At 37.4% G+C, this 15,537-nt stretch carries 14 protein-coding genes and 1 other annotated feature; of the genes, 10 read left to right on the top strand and 4 right to left on the bottom strand.

Going from position 1 to position 15,537, the window contains the following annotated elements; translation table 11 throughout:
* Positions 1 to 124 precede the first annotated feature (124 nt).
* Entirely contained in the window at positions 125 to 1,501 is a 1,377-nt protein-coding gene (locus tag AN964_RS20135; RefSeq protein WP_055741604.1) for an amino acid permease, read from the top strand.
* 137 nt (positions 1,502 to 1,638) lie between these two features.
* Here AN964_RS20135 and AN964_RS20130 read toward each other — a convergent pair whose 3' ends face one another.
* Positions 1,639 to 2,532 (bottom strand): LysR family transcriptional regulator, encoded by an 894-nt coding sequence (locus AN964_RS20130; protein ID WP_055741603.1) that lies wholly within the window; start codon positions 2,530 to 2,532, stop codon positions 1,639 to 1,641.
* A 137-nt stretch (positions 2,533 to 2,669) separates the two neighbouring features.
* Between AN964_RS20130 and AN964_RS20125 the strand changes: the two genes are divergently transcribed.
* Both AN964_RS20125 and AN964_RS20120 read left to right on the top strand, forming a co-directional pair.
* A complete protein-coding gene (locus AN964_RS20125) occupies positions 2,670 to 4,136 on the top strand; it encodes a UbiD family decarboxylase (RefSeq protein WP_055741602.1) in 1,467 nt (488 codons plus the stop codon).
* A gap of 78 nt (positions 4,137 to 4,214) precedes the next feature.
* Positions 4,215 to 4,817 carry a UbiX family flavin prenyltransferase gene (locus AN964_RS20120; RefSeq protein ID WP_055741601.1) on the top strand — a complete coding sequence of 201 codons (603 nt, stop codon included), beginning with the start codon at positions 4,215 to 4,217 and terminating at the stop codon, positions 4,815 to 4,817.
* Between the two features lie 180 nt (positions 4,818 to 4,997).
* On the opposite strand, the gene gltX is transcribed toward AN964_RS20120, so the two are convergent.
* Together gltX and ligD (AN964_RS20110) are read right to left on the bottom strand one after the other, a co-directional pair.
* Entirely contained in the window at positions 4,998 to 6,662 is a 1,665-nt protein-coding gene (gltX, locus tag AN964_RS20115) for a glutamate--tRNA ligase (protein WP_055741600.1), read from the bottom strand.
* A gap of 47 nt (positions 6,663 to 6,709) precedes the next feature.
* Positions 6,710 to 6,946 (bottom strand) — a binding site (T-box leader).
* 197 nt (positions 6,947 to 7,143) lie between these two features.
* Positions 7,144 to 8,043 (bottom strand): non-homologous end-joining DNA ligase, encoded by a 900-nt coding sequence (ligD, locus tag AN964_RS20110; RefSeq protein ID WP_244885896.1) that lies wholly within the window; start codon positions 8,041 to 8,043, stop codon positions 7,144 to 7,146.
* 269 nt (positions 8,044 to 8,312) lie between these two features.
* Here ligD (AN964_RS20110) and ligD (AN964_RS20105) point away from each other — a divergent pair, with 269 nt between their 5' ends.
* From ligD (AN964_RS20105) to AN964_RS20095, 4 genes are all read left to right on the top strand, one after another.
* On the top strand, positions 8,313 to 9,236 hold the full coding sequence (gene ligD / locus AN964_RS20105; RefSeq protein ID WP_235950760.1) for a non-homologous end-joining DNA ligase: 924 nt from the start codon (positions 8,313 to 8,315) through the stop codon (positions 9,234 to 9,236).
* A gap of 82 nt (positions 9,237 to 9,318) precedes the next feature.
* Positions 9,319 to 9,468 carry a hypothetical protein gene (locus AN964_RS26520; protein ID WP_161809297.1) on the top strand — a complete coding sequence of 50 codons (150 nt, stop codon included), beginning with the start codon at positions 9,319 to 9,321 and terminating at the stop codon, positions 9,466 to 9,468.
* A 272-nt stretch (positions 9,469 to 9,740) separates the two neighbouring features.
* Complete coding sequence (locus AN964_RS20100; RefSeq protein WP_055741885.1) at positions 9,741 to 10,052, top strand: ArsR/SmtB family transcription factor; 312 nt, start codon at positions 9,741 to 9,743, stop codon at positions 10,050 to 10,052.
* A gap of 149 nt (positions 10,053 to 10,201) precedes the next feature.
* Positions 10,202 to 11,377 (top strand): MFS transporter, encoded by a 1,176-nt coding sequence (locus AN964_RS20095; protein ID WP_055741598.1) that lies wholly within the window; start codon positions 10,202 to 10,204, stop codon positions 11,375 to 11,377.
* A 162-nt stretch (positions 11,378 to 11,539) separates the two neighbouring features.
* On the opposite strand, the gene AN964_RS20090 is transcribed toward AN964_RS20095, so the two are convergent.
* Positions 11,540 to 12,712, bottom strand: a complete 1,173-nt coding sequence (locus AN964_RS20090; protein ID WP_055741597.1) for an MFS transporter — start codon at positions 12,710 to 12,712, stop codon at positions 11,540 to 11,542.
* A gap of 81 nt (positions 12,713 to 12,793) precedes the next feature.
* Here AN964_RS20090 and yeiL point away from each other — a divergent pair, with 81 nt between their 5' ends.
* From yeiL to AN964_RS20080, 3 genes are all read left to right on the top strand, one after another.
* Entirely contained in the window at positions 12,794 to 13,465 is a 672-nt protein-coding gene (yeiL, locus tag AN964_RS20085; protein WP_055741596.1) for a transcriptional regulator YeiL, read from the top strand.
* Between the two features lie 55 nt (positions 13,466 to 13,520).
* Positions 13,521 to 13,673, top strand: a complete 153-nt coding sequence (locus AN964_RS26795) for a hypothetical protein (protein WP_163258604.1) — start codon at positions 13,521 to 13,523, stop codon at positions 13,671 to 13,673.
* A 188-nt stretch (positions 13,674 to 13,861) separates the two neighbouring features.
* Complete coding sequence (locus tag AN964_RS20080; protein ID WP_055741595.1) at positions 13,862 to 15,223, top strand: FAD-binding oxidoreductase; 1,362 nt, start codon at positions 13,862 to 13,864, stop codon at positions 15,221 to 15,223.
* Positions 15,224 to 15,537 lie beyond the last annotated feature (314 nt).

Here is a 15,537-nt window from a genome sequence, read left to right as displayed (position 1 = left end):
TTTTGTGCTGATTATATTTAGCATAACAAATATTATTTATTATTCTTTTGGAAAAGAGATTGGATATCCTCCAATCTCTTTTTTTATTGGTTTAACTAAAATATTTAATTAGGGGGAGTCAGGATTGGCACAACAAGAATTAAAGAGGGGTTTATCAAATCGTCATGTTCAACTAATCGCAATTGGCGGCACCATTGGTACGGGATTATTCTTAGGATCCGGTAAAGCCATACAATTGGCAGGCCCTTCTATCATCCTTGCTTATTTAATCGTAGGAATCGCCGTTTTTTTTGTTATGAGGGCGCTTGGAGAACTCCTGTTGTCTAAAGCGGGATATCAATCGATTACAGACATTGCTGAAGACTATCTTGGACCTCGGTTTGCGTTTGTAACCGGATGGACCTATTGGTTTTGTTGGATTATGACTGCTATGGGTGATGTGATAGCAGTAGGTGTTTATGTACAATATTGGTTCCATATTCCGCAATGGATACCAGCGCTCGTCAGTTTGATGATTTTACTGGGACTCAATCTACTAACTGTAAAGATTTTTGGAGAATTGGAGTTTTGGTTTGCTTTAATAAAGGTAATCACGATTCTTGTATTAATTGTCATTGGGATTATATTACTGGTGATGGGATTCAAGACAACTCAAGGCATGGTTACGTTTAAAAATATTTGGGAACATGGGGGACTTTTTCCAAACGGAATCACGGGTTTCTTACTTTCGTTCCAAATGGTTGTATTTGCATTTGTCGGTGTGGAATTAGTAGGTGTATCGGCAGCGGAAACATCCAATCCAGAAAAAAATATTCCATCGGCTATAAATAAAATTCCTTTAAGGATTCTATTTTTCTACGTTGGCGCGCTTATTGTCCTTTTATGTATTAACCCATGGACGGAATTAAATGCAGCAGAAAGTCCTTTTGTTAAAACGTTTAGTTTAGTCGGGGTACCGATTGCAGCAGGAATCATTAATTTTGTCGTATTGACTTCAGCCGCTTCTGCTTGTAATAGCGGAATGTTTTCAACAAGCCGTATCCTATATAGTTTAAGCAATCATAACCAGGGGCCATCTAATTTTGCAAAACTAAATAAAAATCATGTCCCAGGTAACGCGTTATGGATCTCTACGCTTGTTCTATCGGTGGGAGCTATTTTGACCAAACTTATTCCGGAACAAGCTTTTGGAATCGTGACAACCATTAGTGCTATTTGTTTTATTTGGGTTTGGGGCGTCATTCTAGTTTGTCATTTAAGATATAAGAAAAAACGTTCAGAATTACAGGCAAAATCAAATTTTAAAGCGCCATTAACACCATTTATTAACTACGTTGTCCTAATCTTGTTTGCCATCATTCTTATTATTATGCTGTTTGCTGAAGCTACACGGTCTGCCCTTTTGTTAACACCTCTATGGTTTATACTATTATTTATTTGGTATTCATATAGAAGAAAGAAGAAAAAAATATTACATTATCAGCATAGAATCAACCATTAAATTATATCTGAGCCCTTATATAGTAATGCTTACGGGATGCAGAACCGTACCATAAGTAAATCAGGTTTTTGAGATAAAAGTAGCAGCACCTCTAATTTGGTGGAGAGGTGCTTACTTCTAAAACTAAAACGAGTCACCTAAAATAAATTAATGAAAGTCTCCTTAAAGTTTTGTGCAGTTTTGGACAAGAATTGATTTTCTATCCATATAAGTGCAGTATCGGATTTAATTTTAGGTATGATTTCCGCATATGATAATGATTCTTTCAGTCCTAATTGCACCGCTATTTTAGGAACAATGGCGATTCCTATCCCTGAATCCGCTAATTTCATTAGTGTTGTTACATCTGGGCTTTCGCAAATAATCTTTGGATTAAATTCGTGGATGTTACATGTCTCAACAAACTTATGAAAAACACTATAATCGCCTTGCCCATGCAGTACCAAAAGAGGATATTTCTCTAATTCTTCAATTGAAATGGTTTTTCCCTTAAAGATATTCCAATTAGCTGGTTGGATGGCTACAAGTGGGTCGGATTGCAACGGATAGATGGAAATGTTATTAACATTTTGGGACTGTAAAGGTAATCTTATAATCCCTAGTTCAATTTCTTTACTTTGCAGAAGATCCTCTACTCTTTGGGAATCTTCCTCAAAAAGTTGAAAAGAAACGTCAGGATACTTTTCTTGGAAAACTTTTAAAACCGGAGGAAGGTAAGGTACACAAGACATAACAGTCCCAATAGATAATTTTCCTCTAATACCTGCTTGCTCCTCCTTTACCTCTGTTACCATTTCATTAATAGAATTTAAAACCTCTTTAGCTCTTTTATAAAAAGTCAGTCCAGCAGGTGTTAATTCAAATGCAAATCCCCCTTTATCGCGTTTAATTAATATGACACCCAATTCTTCCTCTAAAGATTTCAACTGCATACTTAGAGGAGGTTGAGCAATATGTAAGCGCTTCGCAGCACGAGTGATTTGTCCTTCTTCAGCAATTGTAACGAAATAGACAAGCTTTTTTAAGTCCATTATTTTAGCACCTTTTTCAATTATATATTTTATATATATTTACCTATTATTATATATATTTTACATACATTCAAACCTAGCAATAAAATAAATAGGTGAAGATAATGAGCGAAAATTATTTAAGGAGGGAAATATTTATGAAGCCAATTAAAAGTTTTCGGGAGTATGTGCAAATTTTAAAGGAATACAACGAGGTAGTTGCTATTAATCAAGAAGTAGATTGGAATTTAGAAATGAGTGCTATCATTCGTCGCGCTTATGAATTACCTGCTCCAGCACCACTTTTCAAAAGTATTAAAGATAGTACACTCGGCTTTGAAGTGTTAGGAGCACCAGTAGGAATGAGCCCCAATAAGGAACATCCATTTATACGAGTAGCTCTCTCCCTGGGATTACCAATAAATACTCCTGCCCCTGAGTTAGTTGAAGCATGGTCTCATCTTCCCGATGTTACTCCCATTTCACCCCGCTTAGTTACAGATGGTGAGTGTAAGGAAAATAAATTGTTTGATGATGAGATTGACCTTACTAAATTGCCTACACCATATATTCATGTTGGAGATGGAGGACGTTATATTAATACTTACGGTATTCTTATCGTCCGTACACCTGATGGCTCTTGGGTGAACTGGTCCATTTCACGTGTTATGCTCGAGGGACCCCGTACAATGGCTGGTGTTGTTATCGCATCACAGCATCTTGGGAAAATATATAAAGAATGGAAAGCAATCGGTAAGGAGATGCCGTTTGCCCTGTGTCTAGGTGTAGATCCTGGTATTGCGATGATAGCAGGATATCCGCTTCCTGATAATGTGAATGAAGGTGAAATGATAGGAGGATGGTATGGTGAACCAATTGATGTTGTCAAATGCGAGACAAGTGATTTAGAGGTACCTGCTACAAGTGAGATTGTGATTGAAGGAACCGCCTCCTTAGAAGAGATGATTCCTGAAGGTCCAATGGGTGAATATGCTGGTTATACATGGGTTGGACATGAAAAACCAGTACCACGCTTTCACGTAACCGCCATGACACATCGAAATAATCCAATCATGCCAGTATGTGCAGCAGGTATTCCACCTGAAGAAAATCACACCAATTGGGGAGTGGCTATTGCAGCAAGCATTCAAAATGAGCTGCGAAAAAAAGGATTACCTATTAAGGAATGCTTTATTCCATTAGAATCAGCTGTGCATTGGCTTGTAGTCACTGTAGATCGTCGTCAACAAAGAGATGATAATGAAGAATTGGCTCATGAAATTGGTAAAACCGTTTTTGCTACTAGAGGTGGTTCTTACGTCCCTAAAGTAATTGTTGTAGATGACGACATTGATCCAAGTGACATTAATCAAGTAGTGTGGGCTTTAGCTACTCGCCATCATCCAGATAAAAGAAAAGCTATGAAGGATCAAAATGTCTTACCTCTTGTTGCTTACCTAGATGCAAAGGAAAAAAGAGGAGGGCAAACAACAAAGATCGTTTATAACTGTTTATTGCCTTTAAAAAAATGGACTGATAAGAGCCCTCTTGAGGCATCGTTTAGGGGTTACCCCGAAGAATTACGTAATCACATCATTGAAAACTGGGAAAAGTACGGGTATTAATTCCGTTTCATAGAAAAGCATTTATACCTTCATAGGAATTAGAATTTTTTTAGTAAGTGGAAGAAGGGATATATAAGGATGAAGTTAATTTTAGGAATAACCGGTGCAACAGGAGCCATGTTTGGTGTTCGTCTTTTACAGTTTCTCAAGGATACGAGTATTGAAACACATCTCATTATGTCTTCATGGGCTACTGTAACCATCCAGGATGAAACTCCTTATACCGCGAAAGAAGTTTCACAGCTGGCAGATTACTCGTACTCAAATAAAGATTTAGCGGCCAAGATTTCCAGTGGTTCATTTCAAGTTGATGGTATGATCATTGCCCCTTGCACAATGAAAACATTAGCTTCCATTCGTGTAGGTCTTGGTGATAATTTAATTACTCGCGCAGCAGATGTCATTTTAAAAGAACGCAAAAAGTTGGTATTGGTGACACGGGAAACACCGCTCAATGATATTCATCTTGAGAATATGTTAGCTTTATCTCGTATGGGAACCGTTATACTCCCTCCAATGCCAGCATTTTATAACCACCCTGAATCGCTAGATGACATAATTAACCATATTGTATTTCGAACACTTGATCAGTTCAACATACATCTGCCCGAAGCGGAAGAAAAACGTTGGAATGGTTTTATCAAAAAAGAGAATAGCAATGATCAAGGAAACACTTTTTGATTAAAGAAGTAAATAAGTCTATTGTTCATGAATTGCTTCTTAACTGAGGACAGTACCACAATAGTGGTAAAGCGTGTAGTGGATGAAATGGTTACTCTGAAAGATTGTGTTAAGTAAATAAAATCAAAACGACCGGAAAAGTGTTCCCCGGTCATTTTTTTTGAGATGCCTTTAAGTTGGTTAAATAGAATGACCGACAAATGTCTGCATTCTTGCAAGAACCCTTTTTTCACCCATTACTTTCATAATATCGTACAAATCAGGTGTAGTAGTTCTGTTAGTTAGAGCGACCCTAATTACCATCGCTACATCACCAACATGCCCTTTGTAATGGTTAGGGTTAGCTTTAAATTGCTTCATATCCTTTGCAAATCCGAGTTTCCCAGCAAGTTCTTTTATTTCATGGAACCAAGCATCCTTTTCATTATTAAACCTATAAGTTTTGCTGAAACCTAGTACAATTTCTTTCGCAACATTAAAACTTACATTTGTAGGTAACTTATAGTCGCCCAATACATCCTTTTCAAACCATTCGTCATAAAAGTAAGCAATCATTGGCTTCACATCGGACCACTTTGCATAATCTTTTCTTGGTTTCTTCATTGTTCGGCCTATATCTAGAATGTTTACAGTATATTCCTTATTCTTGTCAATTAAACTATAAAGCTCAGAATCAAATTCCTTTGACCAAGTATATAAATGGTCAAATACTTGCTTACTGGTGAGCTTAGAGATAACATCCTTGCTGATGTCATTTAGTTTATTCATGTCTAATAAAGCACCACTGACATTCATTTTATCCGTATGGATAAAAAAGTCTCTAAATGATTGATGGGAGTTTGCCATCCTCCATTCTTCAAAGTCAGAGTTGATGAGATTCATGAAGTATTCACTTATAGCCAATCCTGGGTATCCTTGTTCTTTGTAATACTCAGCGGTGCCATCAAGATCCTTCCGTTTACTAAATTTCCGTTTAGAAGCTCCGACTTGCTTCATGATTGGAGCGATATGTCCGTATTCTGGTATTTTAAAACCTAAGGTTTCAAACAACTGAATATGGATAGGCACGGAAGAAAGCCATTCATCGCCTCTAATGACATGGGTTGTACCCATCAGATGATCATCTATGGCATGAGCAAAGTGATAGGTTGGTAAACCATCCGTTTTCATAATAACAATATCTTGGTCATTTTCCGGTAACTCTATCGGACCTTTCACCAAATCATGGTATGTTATTCTCCTATCTGCTGACCCTAAAGATTTAAGTCTAATAACAAACGGTTTGCCATTTAAAATCTCTTCCTTGGCTTGTTGAAAAGAAATATCTCGATGTTTAGCCCACTTGCCATAATAACCTGTTCTTATTTTTAAGTTCTGCTGACGTATTCTTATCTTTTGTAAATCGTCCGCATCACAGAAGCAAGGATAAGCTAATCCATTTCGGACTAAATGCTTAATAAATACCTTATAAATTTGTATTCGTGAGCTTTGTTTATAGGGTCTATAGGTCCCCTTTTCGTCACCTGAAAGGAGAGGTCCCTCATCGAAATCAATCCCGAAGTATGACAATGAGTGGATAATATTTCCGATGCTGCCTGTTACTTCACGTTTTTTATCTGTGTCTTCAATACGCAGGAAAAAGACTCCGTTGCTTTGGTGAGCTAATCTTTCCGAAATTAAAGTTGCGTAAAGTCCGCCAATATTCAATGAACCCGTTGGGCTCGGCGCAAAACGTGTTACCAAAGCAGACGAAGACAAATTTCTTGGCGGATATAGTGAATAAATATCAGCCGGTATCTGCCTAACATCCGGAAATAACAGTTCTGCCATGTTCTCATTTGACATAATAATATCCCCCTATACGTTCAAAATAAAAAAAGCCCTTCGTCCTATTAAAGGACGAAAGGCTTGCTTCCGCGTTACCACCTAAATTGGTTAAAACCCGCTCATAATGCAGCAATTCATTATTCTGCTGCACATTTCTTTAACGGGAAATCCCCGGTAGACTTACTCCAATTTTTTAGTCACTGCTCCAAGGCTTCTTTCATTAAGCTCGAATACCCAATTTCACCGGCATGGGCTCTCTAAGATTCGAGTGATTAATTACTCTTCCTCTTCATTACATTTTACAATTGTGGATATAATTAGTGATACGATAATACATTATAACCAAACTGTCAACAATCAAATTTGGACTTTAAGGATGATAGTCTATTAGCTGGCGCCCTTTGCTCGTTAAAGTCGGGACTAACGGGACTAAAAGAAATGAGTGAAGAGAGGAGAACCGTTTCAGAAGTAAATGAGGTTGTTAGATGATCAATAGAAACTACACTTTGTTTTTTTCAATAAAACTTAGAATTTCACGGAGAGATTGATTATGCTTTTCTGTTGTTAACGTCTTAAACAAATCCCCTTTTTCCTCTATCCTTCTCCTTATATTTAAAATAGTAAATTCTGTAGGTTGTATACCTCCTTCTAATTCAGACCAGGTCAGCGGGGTCGCAACGGTTGCATGTCTTTTGGCTCTTGGCGAGTATACGACTGGCATGGTTCTTCCTCTCCATAACTGTAAGTAATCAAAATATAGTTTGTTTCCTCTTTTTGAAACTACTCTTTCAATGGTAATCTGCTTCGGCATTTGTTCTTGAAAATAATTTGCGATAAAGGTCGTTATTCTTCTTGTTTGTTCGAATGTATAAATGGGTTCAATTGGTACAAATACTTGAAGCCCTGATGAACCTGATGTTCTTGGTACAGATAGCAGACCGAGGGATTGAAGAAGTTCCTTCAGTTTCAAAGCCACTTCTACTACCAAATGAAAGCTTGTATCATTTGGAGGATCTAAATCAAATACCATTTCCATAGGGAAATCGGGCTTATCATGGCAATCAAACGGAACGTGAAATTCAATTGCACCGTAGTTTGCAGCCCAAGCCAGTGTCGCAGTGTCATTTAATAGCATTCGCTCTTTGTTTTTATAGAAAATTCGGCTGATCCATTCTGGTGCAGACTCAGGAACCGACCTTTTTTCGATTTTCTTGCCAGCTATTCCATGCGGGTAAAGCCAAACCATTAATAGTCTGTCCTTTGCATGTTCAATCAGATAGTGCGATACATTTATTAAATAGTGAATATAGTCGATCTTTGTTATCCCTTGCGACTCCCAAATCATTTTGTCCGGGTGTGTAATTTCAATCCGTCTGCCATCAACAACAATTTCCTCCACCAGAAAGGCCTCCTGCTTTTTCTCTATATTTTCAATCCATGTTGTTAAAACTATGTACTATTAAAGGCTCTTTTCTTAAACTTAATTGCTTTTTGTGATGAAAACCTTATATCCATCCTTACTTTGGTTAAGAATCCATCATCATCTTAAGAAAAGATGCCCCGAAACCAAGTCTATATTAGGATGGGGGACAATAAACGAAAAACAACAATATATGTAAAATAGCCTATCTAAAAATTGGAGTGATAAATCTGGAACCTATTTTACCGATGGAGCCGGTTCCTAGTAGTACCATCCCAACGGGAGAGGAATGGATTGCTCAAGTGAAATGGGATGGTGTCCGGGTTCTTACCTATGCAGATAATGGCGGAGTACGGCTGTATAATCGTAAAAAAAATGAGCGGACAATGCACTATCCTGAGATTACAAACATTAGTGAATATTGCACCAGTCGTTCCATCATTTTAGATGGGGAAGTGATTTCTTTAGGTGAAAACGGTAAGCCTTCTTTTCAACGGGTGATGAGGCGAGATGGTTTGAGAAATATGGATCGTATAAAGATAGCAGCTGAAACTGTACCGATTATCTATATGATTTTTGACATTGTCTATTTAAATGGAATGTGGATTAATGACAGGCCCTTTCATGAAAGAAACGAGATGCTGTCTCATATCATTACACCTAATAAACATATACAGCTGGTTCCATTAGTAAGCCAAACCCAAGGCTTATTTGACGCAGTTAAGGAACAAGAGATGGAAGGCATTGTGCTTAAAAGGGTGAACTCCCCCTATGCAATTGGGAAGAAAAGGGAAGATTGGCTCAAGGTGAAAAATTTCCAGGATATCATCGCCGTCATTGGGGGCTTTACTCTAAGACATAACACTGTTACTTCCATTTTGCTCGGGTTATATGATTCTGAAAGAAGACTGCATTATGTGGGACACACAGGGACGGGGAAAATGACAGTAAACGACTGGAGAGAGCTAACCAAAGAATTAAAAGAGATTGTAACCGAGCATCCCCCTTTCCATAAGATACCGCAACGCCATGCGGATGCCGTTTGGGTACGGCCAGAAAAGACAGTAAAGATAAAATTTGCCGAATGGACAGAAGGTGGAGCACTGAGGCAGCCTAGTATTGAGGGATTCATTGAAATTCCACCGGAAGAGTGTTTGCTTGAAGGAATCTAAGAAGAAACTAAATGTCCTACCATGTAAAAGAATATCCCAATGTAAAAAGAAGACAATAAAAACGGAAAGGAGGGAAAAATAAATGAAGAGCCAAAGAATTCCGGAACATAAACTTAATACTACTACCACTGCAGGACAGATGATTGAGGAGATGGCAAATAAAGAATCATCGATGCCAAGTCCATCTGGCTCGATTGAAACAAAGGAAACCCATACAAACGAGGCGAAGTAAGTTCTTTCGAAATACCTGAACCCACGCTAATTTTTTGGTTTTATTAATCATGGTCCTTACAAAAAACAGCAATAAAATAACGCTATTAAACATAGCTAAAAAATGGATGATCCATTGGAGCAGCAGGTCATTCAACAGCAGAATAAAACAAAAGAATACAGCTTATTAGGGTTTAATTGTCCTCATCATTAAAGGCTTTCAGCAACTGGGCTGAGGGTCTTTTTACTTTTTCGATATATTTACAAATCTATAAAAATAGATATAATGTTGTTATGGAACCTTCACTAATCTATAAAGCATTATCAAATGAAACGAGACAACAAATTCTATTATGGTTAAAGAATCCAGAAAAATATTTTGATGAAGAGCCTTATTTACAACAAGGGATTAGTTTTCAAGTTGGGGTATGTGTAGGGGAGATTCAATTGAAAACTGGACTGGCACAGTCTGTTATTTCTAGTTATTTATTGACGATGAAAAAGGCTGGATTATTAGAATCCGAACGAATTGGAAAATGGACGTATTATCGTCGAAATGAAAAAACAATACAAGAATTCGCCGAGTACGTTCAAAAGGAATTATAAATAGAGAGGAGGATTTCTTTTTTTTAAACAACATATCTACTTATATAGATATCTGATATTATATGTACATAAAAAGTACGATGCGACTATTTTTTGTCACGTGAAATATTTAGACTTTTAAAATCACTATAAGAATGGAGATTTCATAAATGAAAAAAGTAAGCCCTCTGCTTATTATTATACTGGCATTAGGTGTATTTGGAATTATTACAACAGAAATGAGTATTGTCGGGGTATTACCACAAATAGCGCAAAAATTTGCGATTTCAACTTCACAAGCGGGCTTATTAGTAAGTATATTTGCTCTTGTTGTTGCTATCTCTGGACCATTTTTAATATTACTAGTAACTGGGATAAATCGTAAGCTACTTTTATTAACAGCAATATTTATGTTTGTTATTTCAAATATTATTTATGCTTTTACAACGCATTTTGAGGTTATGCTTATTTTTCGTATTCTTCCTGCAGCGCTTCACCCGCTCTTCTTTTCAATAGCGCTTGTAACTGCAGCTTCATTTGTACCGCCAGAGAAAAGCGGTCAAGCAGTTACGAAGGTTTTCATGGGAATTACAGTTGGATTTGCTTTAGGTGTACCATTGACTTCTTATCTTGCAGAACGATTTTCATTAGAAATTGCTTTCTTGTTTGGAGCGATTGTAAATGCTATTGCCTTTATAGGAATATTTATTTTGCTTCCTTCAATGCCCGTTAAAGAAAGAATGACCTTTGGTAAGCAAATTAGTATATTACGTAAACCAGGATTATGGCTAAATATTGCAACGGTAGTGTTTATTTTTGCAGCTATGTTTTCGGTATATAGTTACTTTGCTGAGTACCTTGCAAAAGTAACCTCCATGAATGGCTCTCTCATCAGTGTCATGTTACTAATATTTGGTGTAATTATGATCGTAGGAAATAATTTGTTTGGAGTGTTTTTACAGAAAAGCATTGTAAAAACCATAATATCATTTCTAATTTTATATTTAATCGTTTATTTGTTGGTATATTATTTAGGCTTTTATTTCGTTCCAATGATTTTTATGGTATTTATTTGGGGAATTGTACATTCCGGTGGATTAATAGTTAGTCAGGCGTGGTTAATAAGTGAGGCAAAAGAAGCTCCTGAATTTGGCAATAGCTTATTCGTCTCGTTCTCAAATCTTGGAATTACTTTAGGAACCTCTATTGGCGGCTTGTTTATTTCGCAATTAGGAATTCACCAACTTATCTGGAGTGGCTTTCTATTCACACTGCTTTCTTTTTTATTGATCATAATAAAAATCAAATTTTTTAAATCTAGTACTCATCCATCGCCATTAAATTAACATTACTTATATCTAAAACTAGAGAAGGTTTATAAAGAAATACTTAAACCTCATTTAGTTTTACGACGGAAAATCGAATCGTTAAATAAATGAGGTTTTCGTATATCAGCAAATATTAATAGTAGAGATTTCCACGTTTTTGTAAAATCCTAGCTAAAAGAATTAAATAGAAACTACAATTTCTTTTCTAACTTCCAGTTTTCTATATACAAGCGCAAGTACCATCGCTGGAATCGTACAAACAATCATTCCAATAAAGGCATATCTTGGCTCAATTTCGTATAAGTAGCCGCCGAAAATCGTAAATACGGCAGTGCTCCAGCTAAGAGCCAATGCTGAATATATTCCTTGTGCTTTCGGAATCTGAGCAGGTGAAATGTTTTTGATTAGGTATTTCATAAAGGCATAATGTCCCATAGCAAATGAGCATGCATGCAAGGTTTGCGCAATACAGAAAATGATTACATTAGGAAAGGCAAATACTAGTATCCAACGTACAGTTGATCCAAGTGCTGCCAGTGCCAGCAAGGAGCCTGCTGAAAACTTATGAAATTTCCGATCTGCTATTGAAAAGAAGATGATTTCTGCGACCACAGCAATATTAATAATGGCACCTATTAAATATTTTGGTGCATGGATTTCTTGTAAAAAGAGATAACCATAATTGTAATAGGAAGCATGTGCTGCTTGCAGTAAGATTACGATAATGAGTACCAAACTAAAGTGTTTGATATGGAATAATTTTAATATACCTCCTTTTTGTATTTTATCTGCTGGTGGCTTTTTAGATAAAATAACAGGTGCACGCATGAAACCAAGACATACTAATACCACTGTACCAAGTAAAAACGCCCATAAAATCACTTTATCTCCAAGCATTCCTGTAAAGACAGATAGAATCATGCCGGCCAAGATGAAACCAATGGATCCCCACTGACGGCTTTTCCCATAATGTCTTAATTCGTTACTTTGTACGAGGACGCCAGCAGCGCTGTCCAAGGTAGGCATCAATGCTGGGTAAAAAAAGTGAAATACTAATGTGACTATAAGTAAGCTGTTAAAGGAACCTGACGGAATATAAAACAAAATAGCAATTAACGTACCAATTCCCGCTCCATTTAATAAGGTTTTACTACTAAATTTCCCTGATAAATATGGGAAGGCAAATAATGTGGAAAGGCCCCTTGCAACTAAGCCAAGGCTCATAATCAAGCTTGCTTGTGGAACCGTAATCCCTTTAGCATGAATAATCCATCCTGTCCAATAAGGCAGAAAAATACCCCATGTCATAAAAAAACTAAAAAATTGCATACTCATCCATCGATGTGTGTTCATTTTATTTCCCTCCATTGTTTGCATGTTATCATGGAGATACGAGAAAATAATATGAGATATCTCATATTTTTGAGGTGGATGATGGAAATCTACAAAGGTGAGAAAAAGCGACTGCAGATGGAGAAGAACTCTATTGCGCATTTATTTTCTTTTCCAGTGGAAGAGTTTATGGAAGTGCACGAGTATCAACGGGATGAATGGATTATCCAAGAAGGCACAAGAACCAACTTTCTATTTTATGTTATTGAAGGAAAGGCAAAAATTTATGTAACACATCAAAATGGGAAGGTTTCTTTAATTAATTTTATCAACGCAAATGATTACATCGGGGAAATGGAATTATTAAATGAGGTGTACTATACGAAAGGAATTCAAGCTTTAACAAAGACCATTTGTTTCGCACTTCCTATTCATCGTTGTCGTACACAATTGATGGAGGATGCAAAATTCTTACGTGAATTAACCAAGTTTTTAAGCATAAAGGCAACACTTATGGCTGCAAAGTATTCACAAAGCCTTGCCTTTCCGCTTGAAAACCGGCTTGCGGATTTTATCTTGCAAACAGCTGATGAAGGAATTTATAAGGAGAAGCACGTAACGGTTTGTGATTATTTAGGCGTATCCTACCGTCACTTATTGCATGTACTAACACAATTTTGTGATAAAGGGTACTTACAGAAGGCAGGACGGTATTATCATATTAAACAATACCACTCTTTATATGACCTTGCAGAGATGTTGAAGAATAGGTAACTGTTTAGGATAGAAGAACGTTCTAATGTTACCAAATGTAGTGGAGGGAACCCTGTTGAAATCAATGTCAAAAAAGAATAAGATACTTATTTTATTATTCATAATAATACTTTTATGTATTGCTGGTCTATTCGATATTAAATATAAAGGCTTTTTCTATCGATTATTACCTAATTCCATTCAATCCTATTTAGCTGATATCTTTTAATTATATGACCTCTTGTCTTTTCTCGAACGATCACACTATTTATTTCACATAAATTATCCTGGACAGTTATAAATTGATTAATAGGTTAACTTGATGGCAGGAAATGGTTAAGTATTCCAGCATAGACTCGCTATCGATAACCCATTGATTTGTACGCAGGATTTCGTAAATGAAAGGGTGTGATAGTAATGAGCAAAGGGAAGAAGCCAATCCGTGGAGAAAAAGAACCTGAACTAACTGGCCGCATTGTTGTTCCTGGTGACAAGGAATATAATGCAGCTCGAAGGGAATTTAACACTTTTTTTAATAAATTTCCTCTGGTCATCGTTTTTGCCCAGAATACTCAAGATGTATCCAATGCGGTGCACTGGGCCCGATACCATGATGTTCCGATTCGTATACGATCAGGCCGTCATAGTTACGAGGGGTTATCAGTGGTTAACGCAGGCATTGTAATCGATGTTAGTGAGATGAACCGGATAGATATTGATCACAAACGCGGAACCGTCACTGTGCAGACTGGCTTAAGGGATATTGTTATATATGAAACTCTTGGATCTGAAGGATTAATGGTACCAGGGGGTCTTTGCCCTACCACCGGCATCGCTGGGCTCACTCTTGGTGGTGGCCAGAGTATTGCAGCCCGTACGCTCGGGCTTACTTGTGATAGCCTGCTTGAGTTGGAGATGGTCAATGCTAATGGGGAAGTTCTCCATGCCAATGCTGATCACAATGCTGATCTTTATTGGGCATCGCGTGGTGGAGGTGGCGGTAATTTTGGGATCTGTACCTCTTTTCGCTTCCGTACTTATAAGATTGAAACAGTCGCGTATGCTAATATTAGCTGGGATTTGCGGTACCTGAAGCCTGTACTGCGAATTTGGCAGGAATATACAGAGCCCGGAGTTGATGAAAGACTTACACCACTACTTACCATCGCCTCAGGATTACAGTCAACTCTGCTTATGCAGGGGGTGTTCTTTGGTTCGGCCGAAAAACTCCGCAAGTTGTTGCAGCCGCTGCTTATAGCTGGTCCTCCGCAACAGGTGTTCATCGAAGAGATTCCATGGCTTCAAGCGGTGGAACGAATAGCAGCCACCCAGCCAGGATCTCCCGAGCCCTTTAAGAGTGTAGGTCCCTTCGTAGAACGATTGCTCCCAGAGGAAGCAATCGACTTAATATCTAACTTTATTAATGAACCACCAACTTCTTCGGTCTCAGTCTTTTTTCATGGTCTTAACGGAGCTGTCTCTAAAGTATCGAGTAGGGCAACAGCATATTACTATCGCAAGGCTCTTTCAAACATGTCGATATTTGCCACATGGAACAAAAAAGCTGGGGCGGCTTTGGGTATACGTTGGGTAGAGGACTTCTATAAAGCGATGCGCCCATTTACCCGAGGCGTATATGTTAATACCCCTGACTTATCAATTGAAAACTGGCCTAAGGCTTACTATGGAAGTAACTTTGAACGTCTTACTAGGGTTAAGGCTAAATATGATCCAGATAATGTTTTCAATTTTCCTCAGAGCATTCCGCCTGCCCGCTAATAGAGTAAACAATTTTTCTGCTTTTTTGCTGATCTTTCGCCATAAAACTAATCATGTTTACTAGTGTTATACCAGATCCTTAAGTTTATAGAGGTAAAGTAGAAGCAGGACAATGTTCTCCTGCTTCCTTTTTCCGTTGAGTCTGAAGAAGAGAGGCATCACATGTTTCATTGCTTTCCGAAAAGATAAAAGTTAAACTTTCTTGTATATTATGATGTTGAGCAGGTGCGAAAGGATGAATAGTAGGCATAAGGATTTATTGAAGATTTTGCTCGTTCATGAGGATGGGGCATTACATATAAAGGATTTGGCAC

This window comes from Heyndrickxia shackletonii (genome assembly GCF_001420715.1).
In the GTDB taxonomy this organism is placed as follows: Bacteria; Bacillota; Bacilli; order Bacillales; family Bacillaceae_C; genus Margalitia; species Margalitia shackletonii.
The sequence above is the reverse complement of the archived record's forward strand: the minus strand, read 5'-3'. Positions and strand labels throughout refer to the sequence as shown.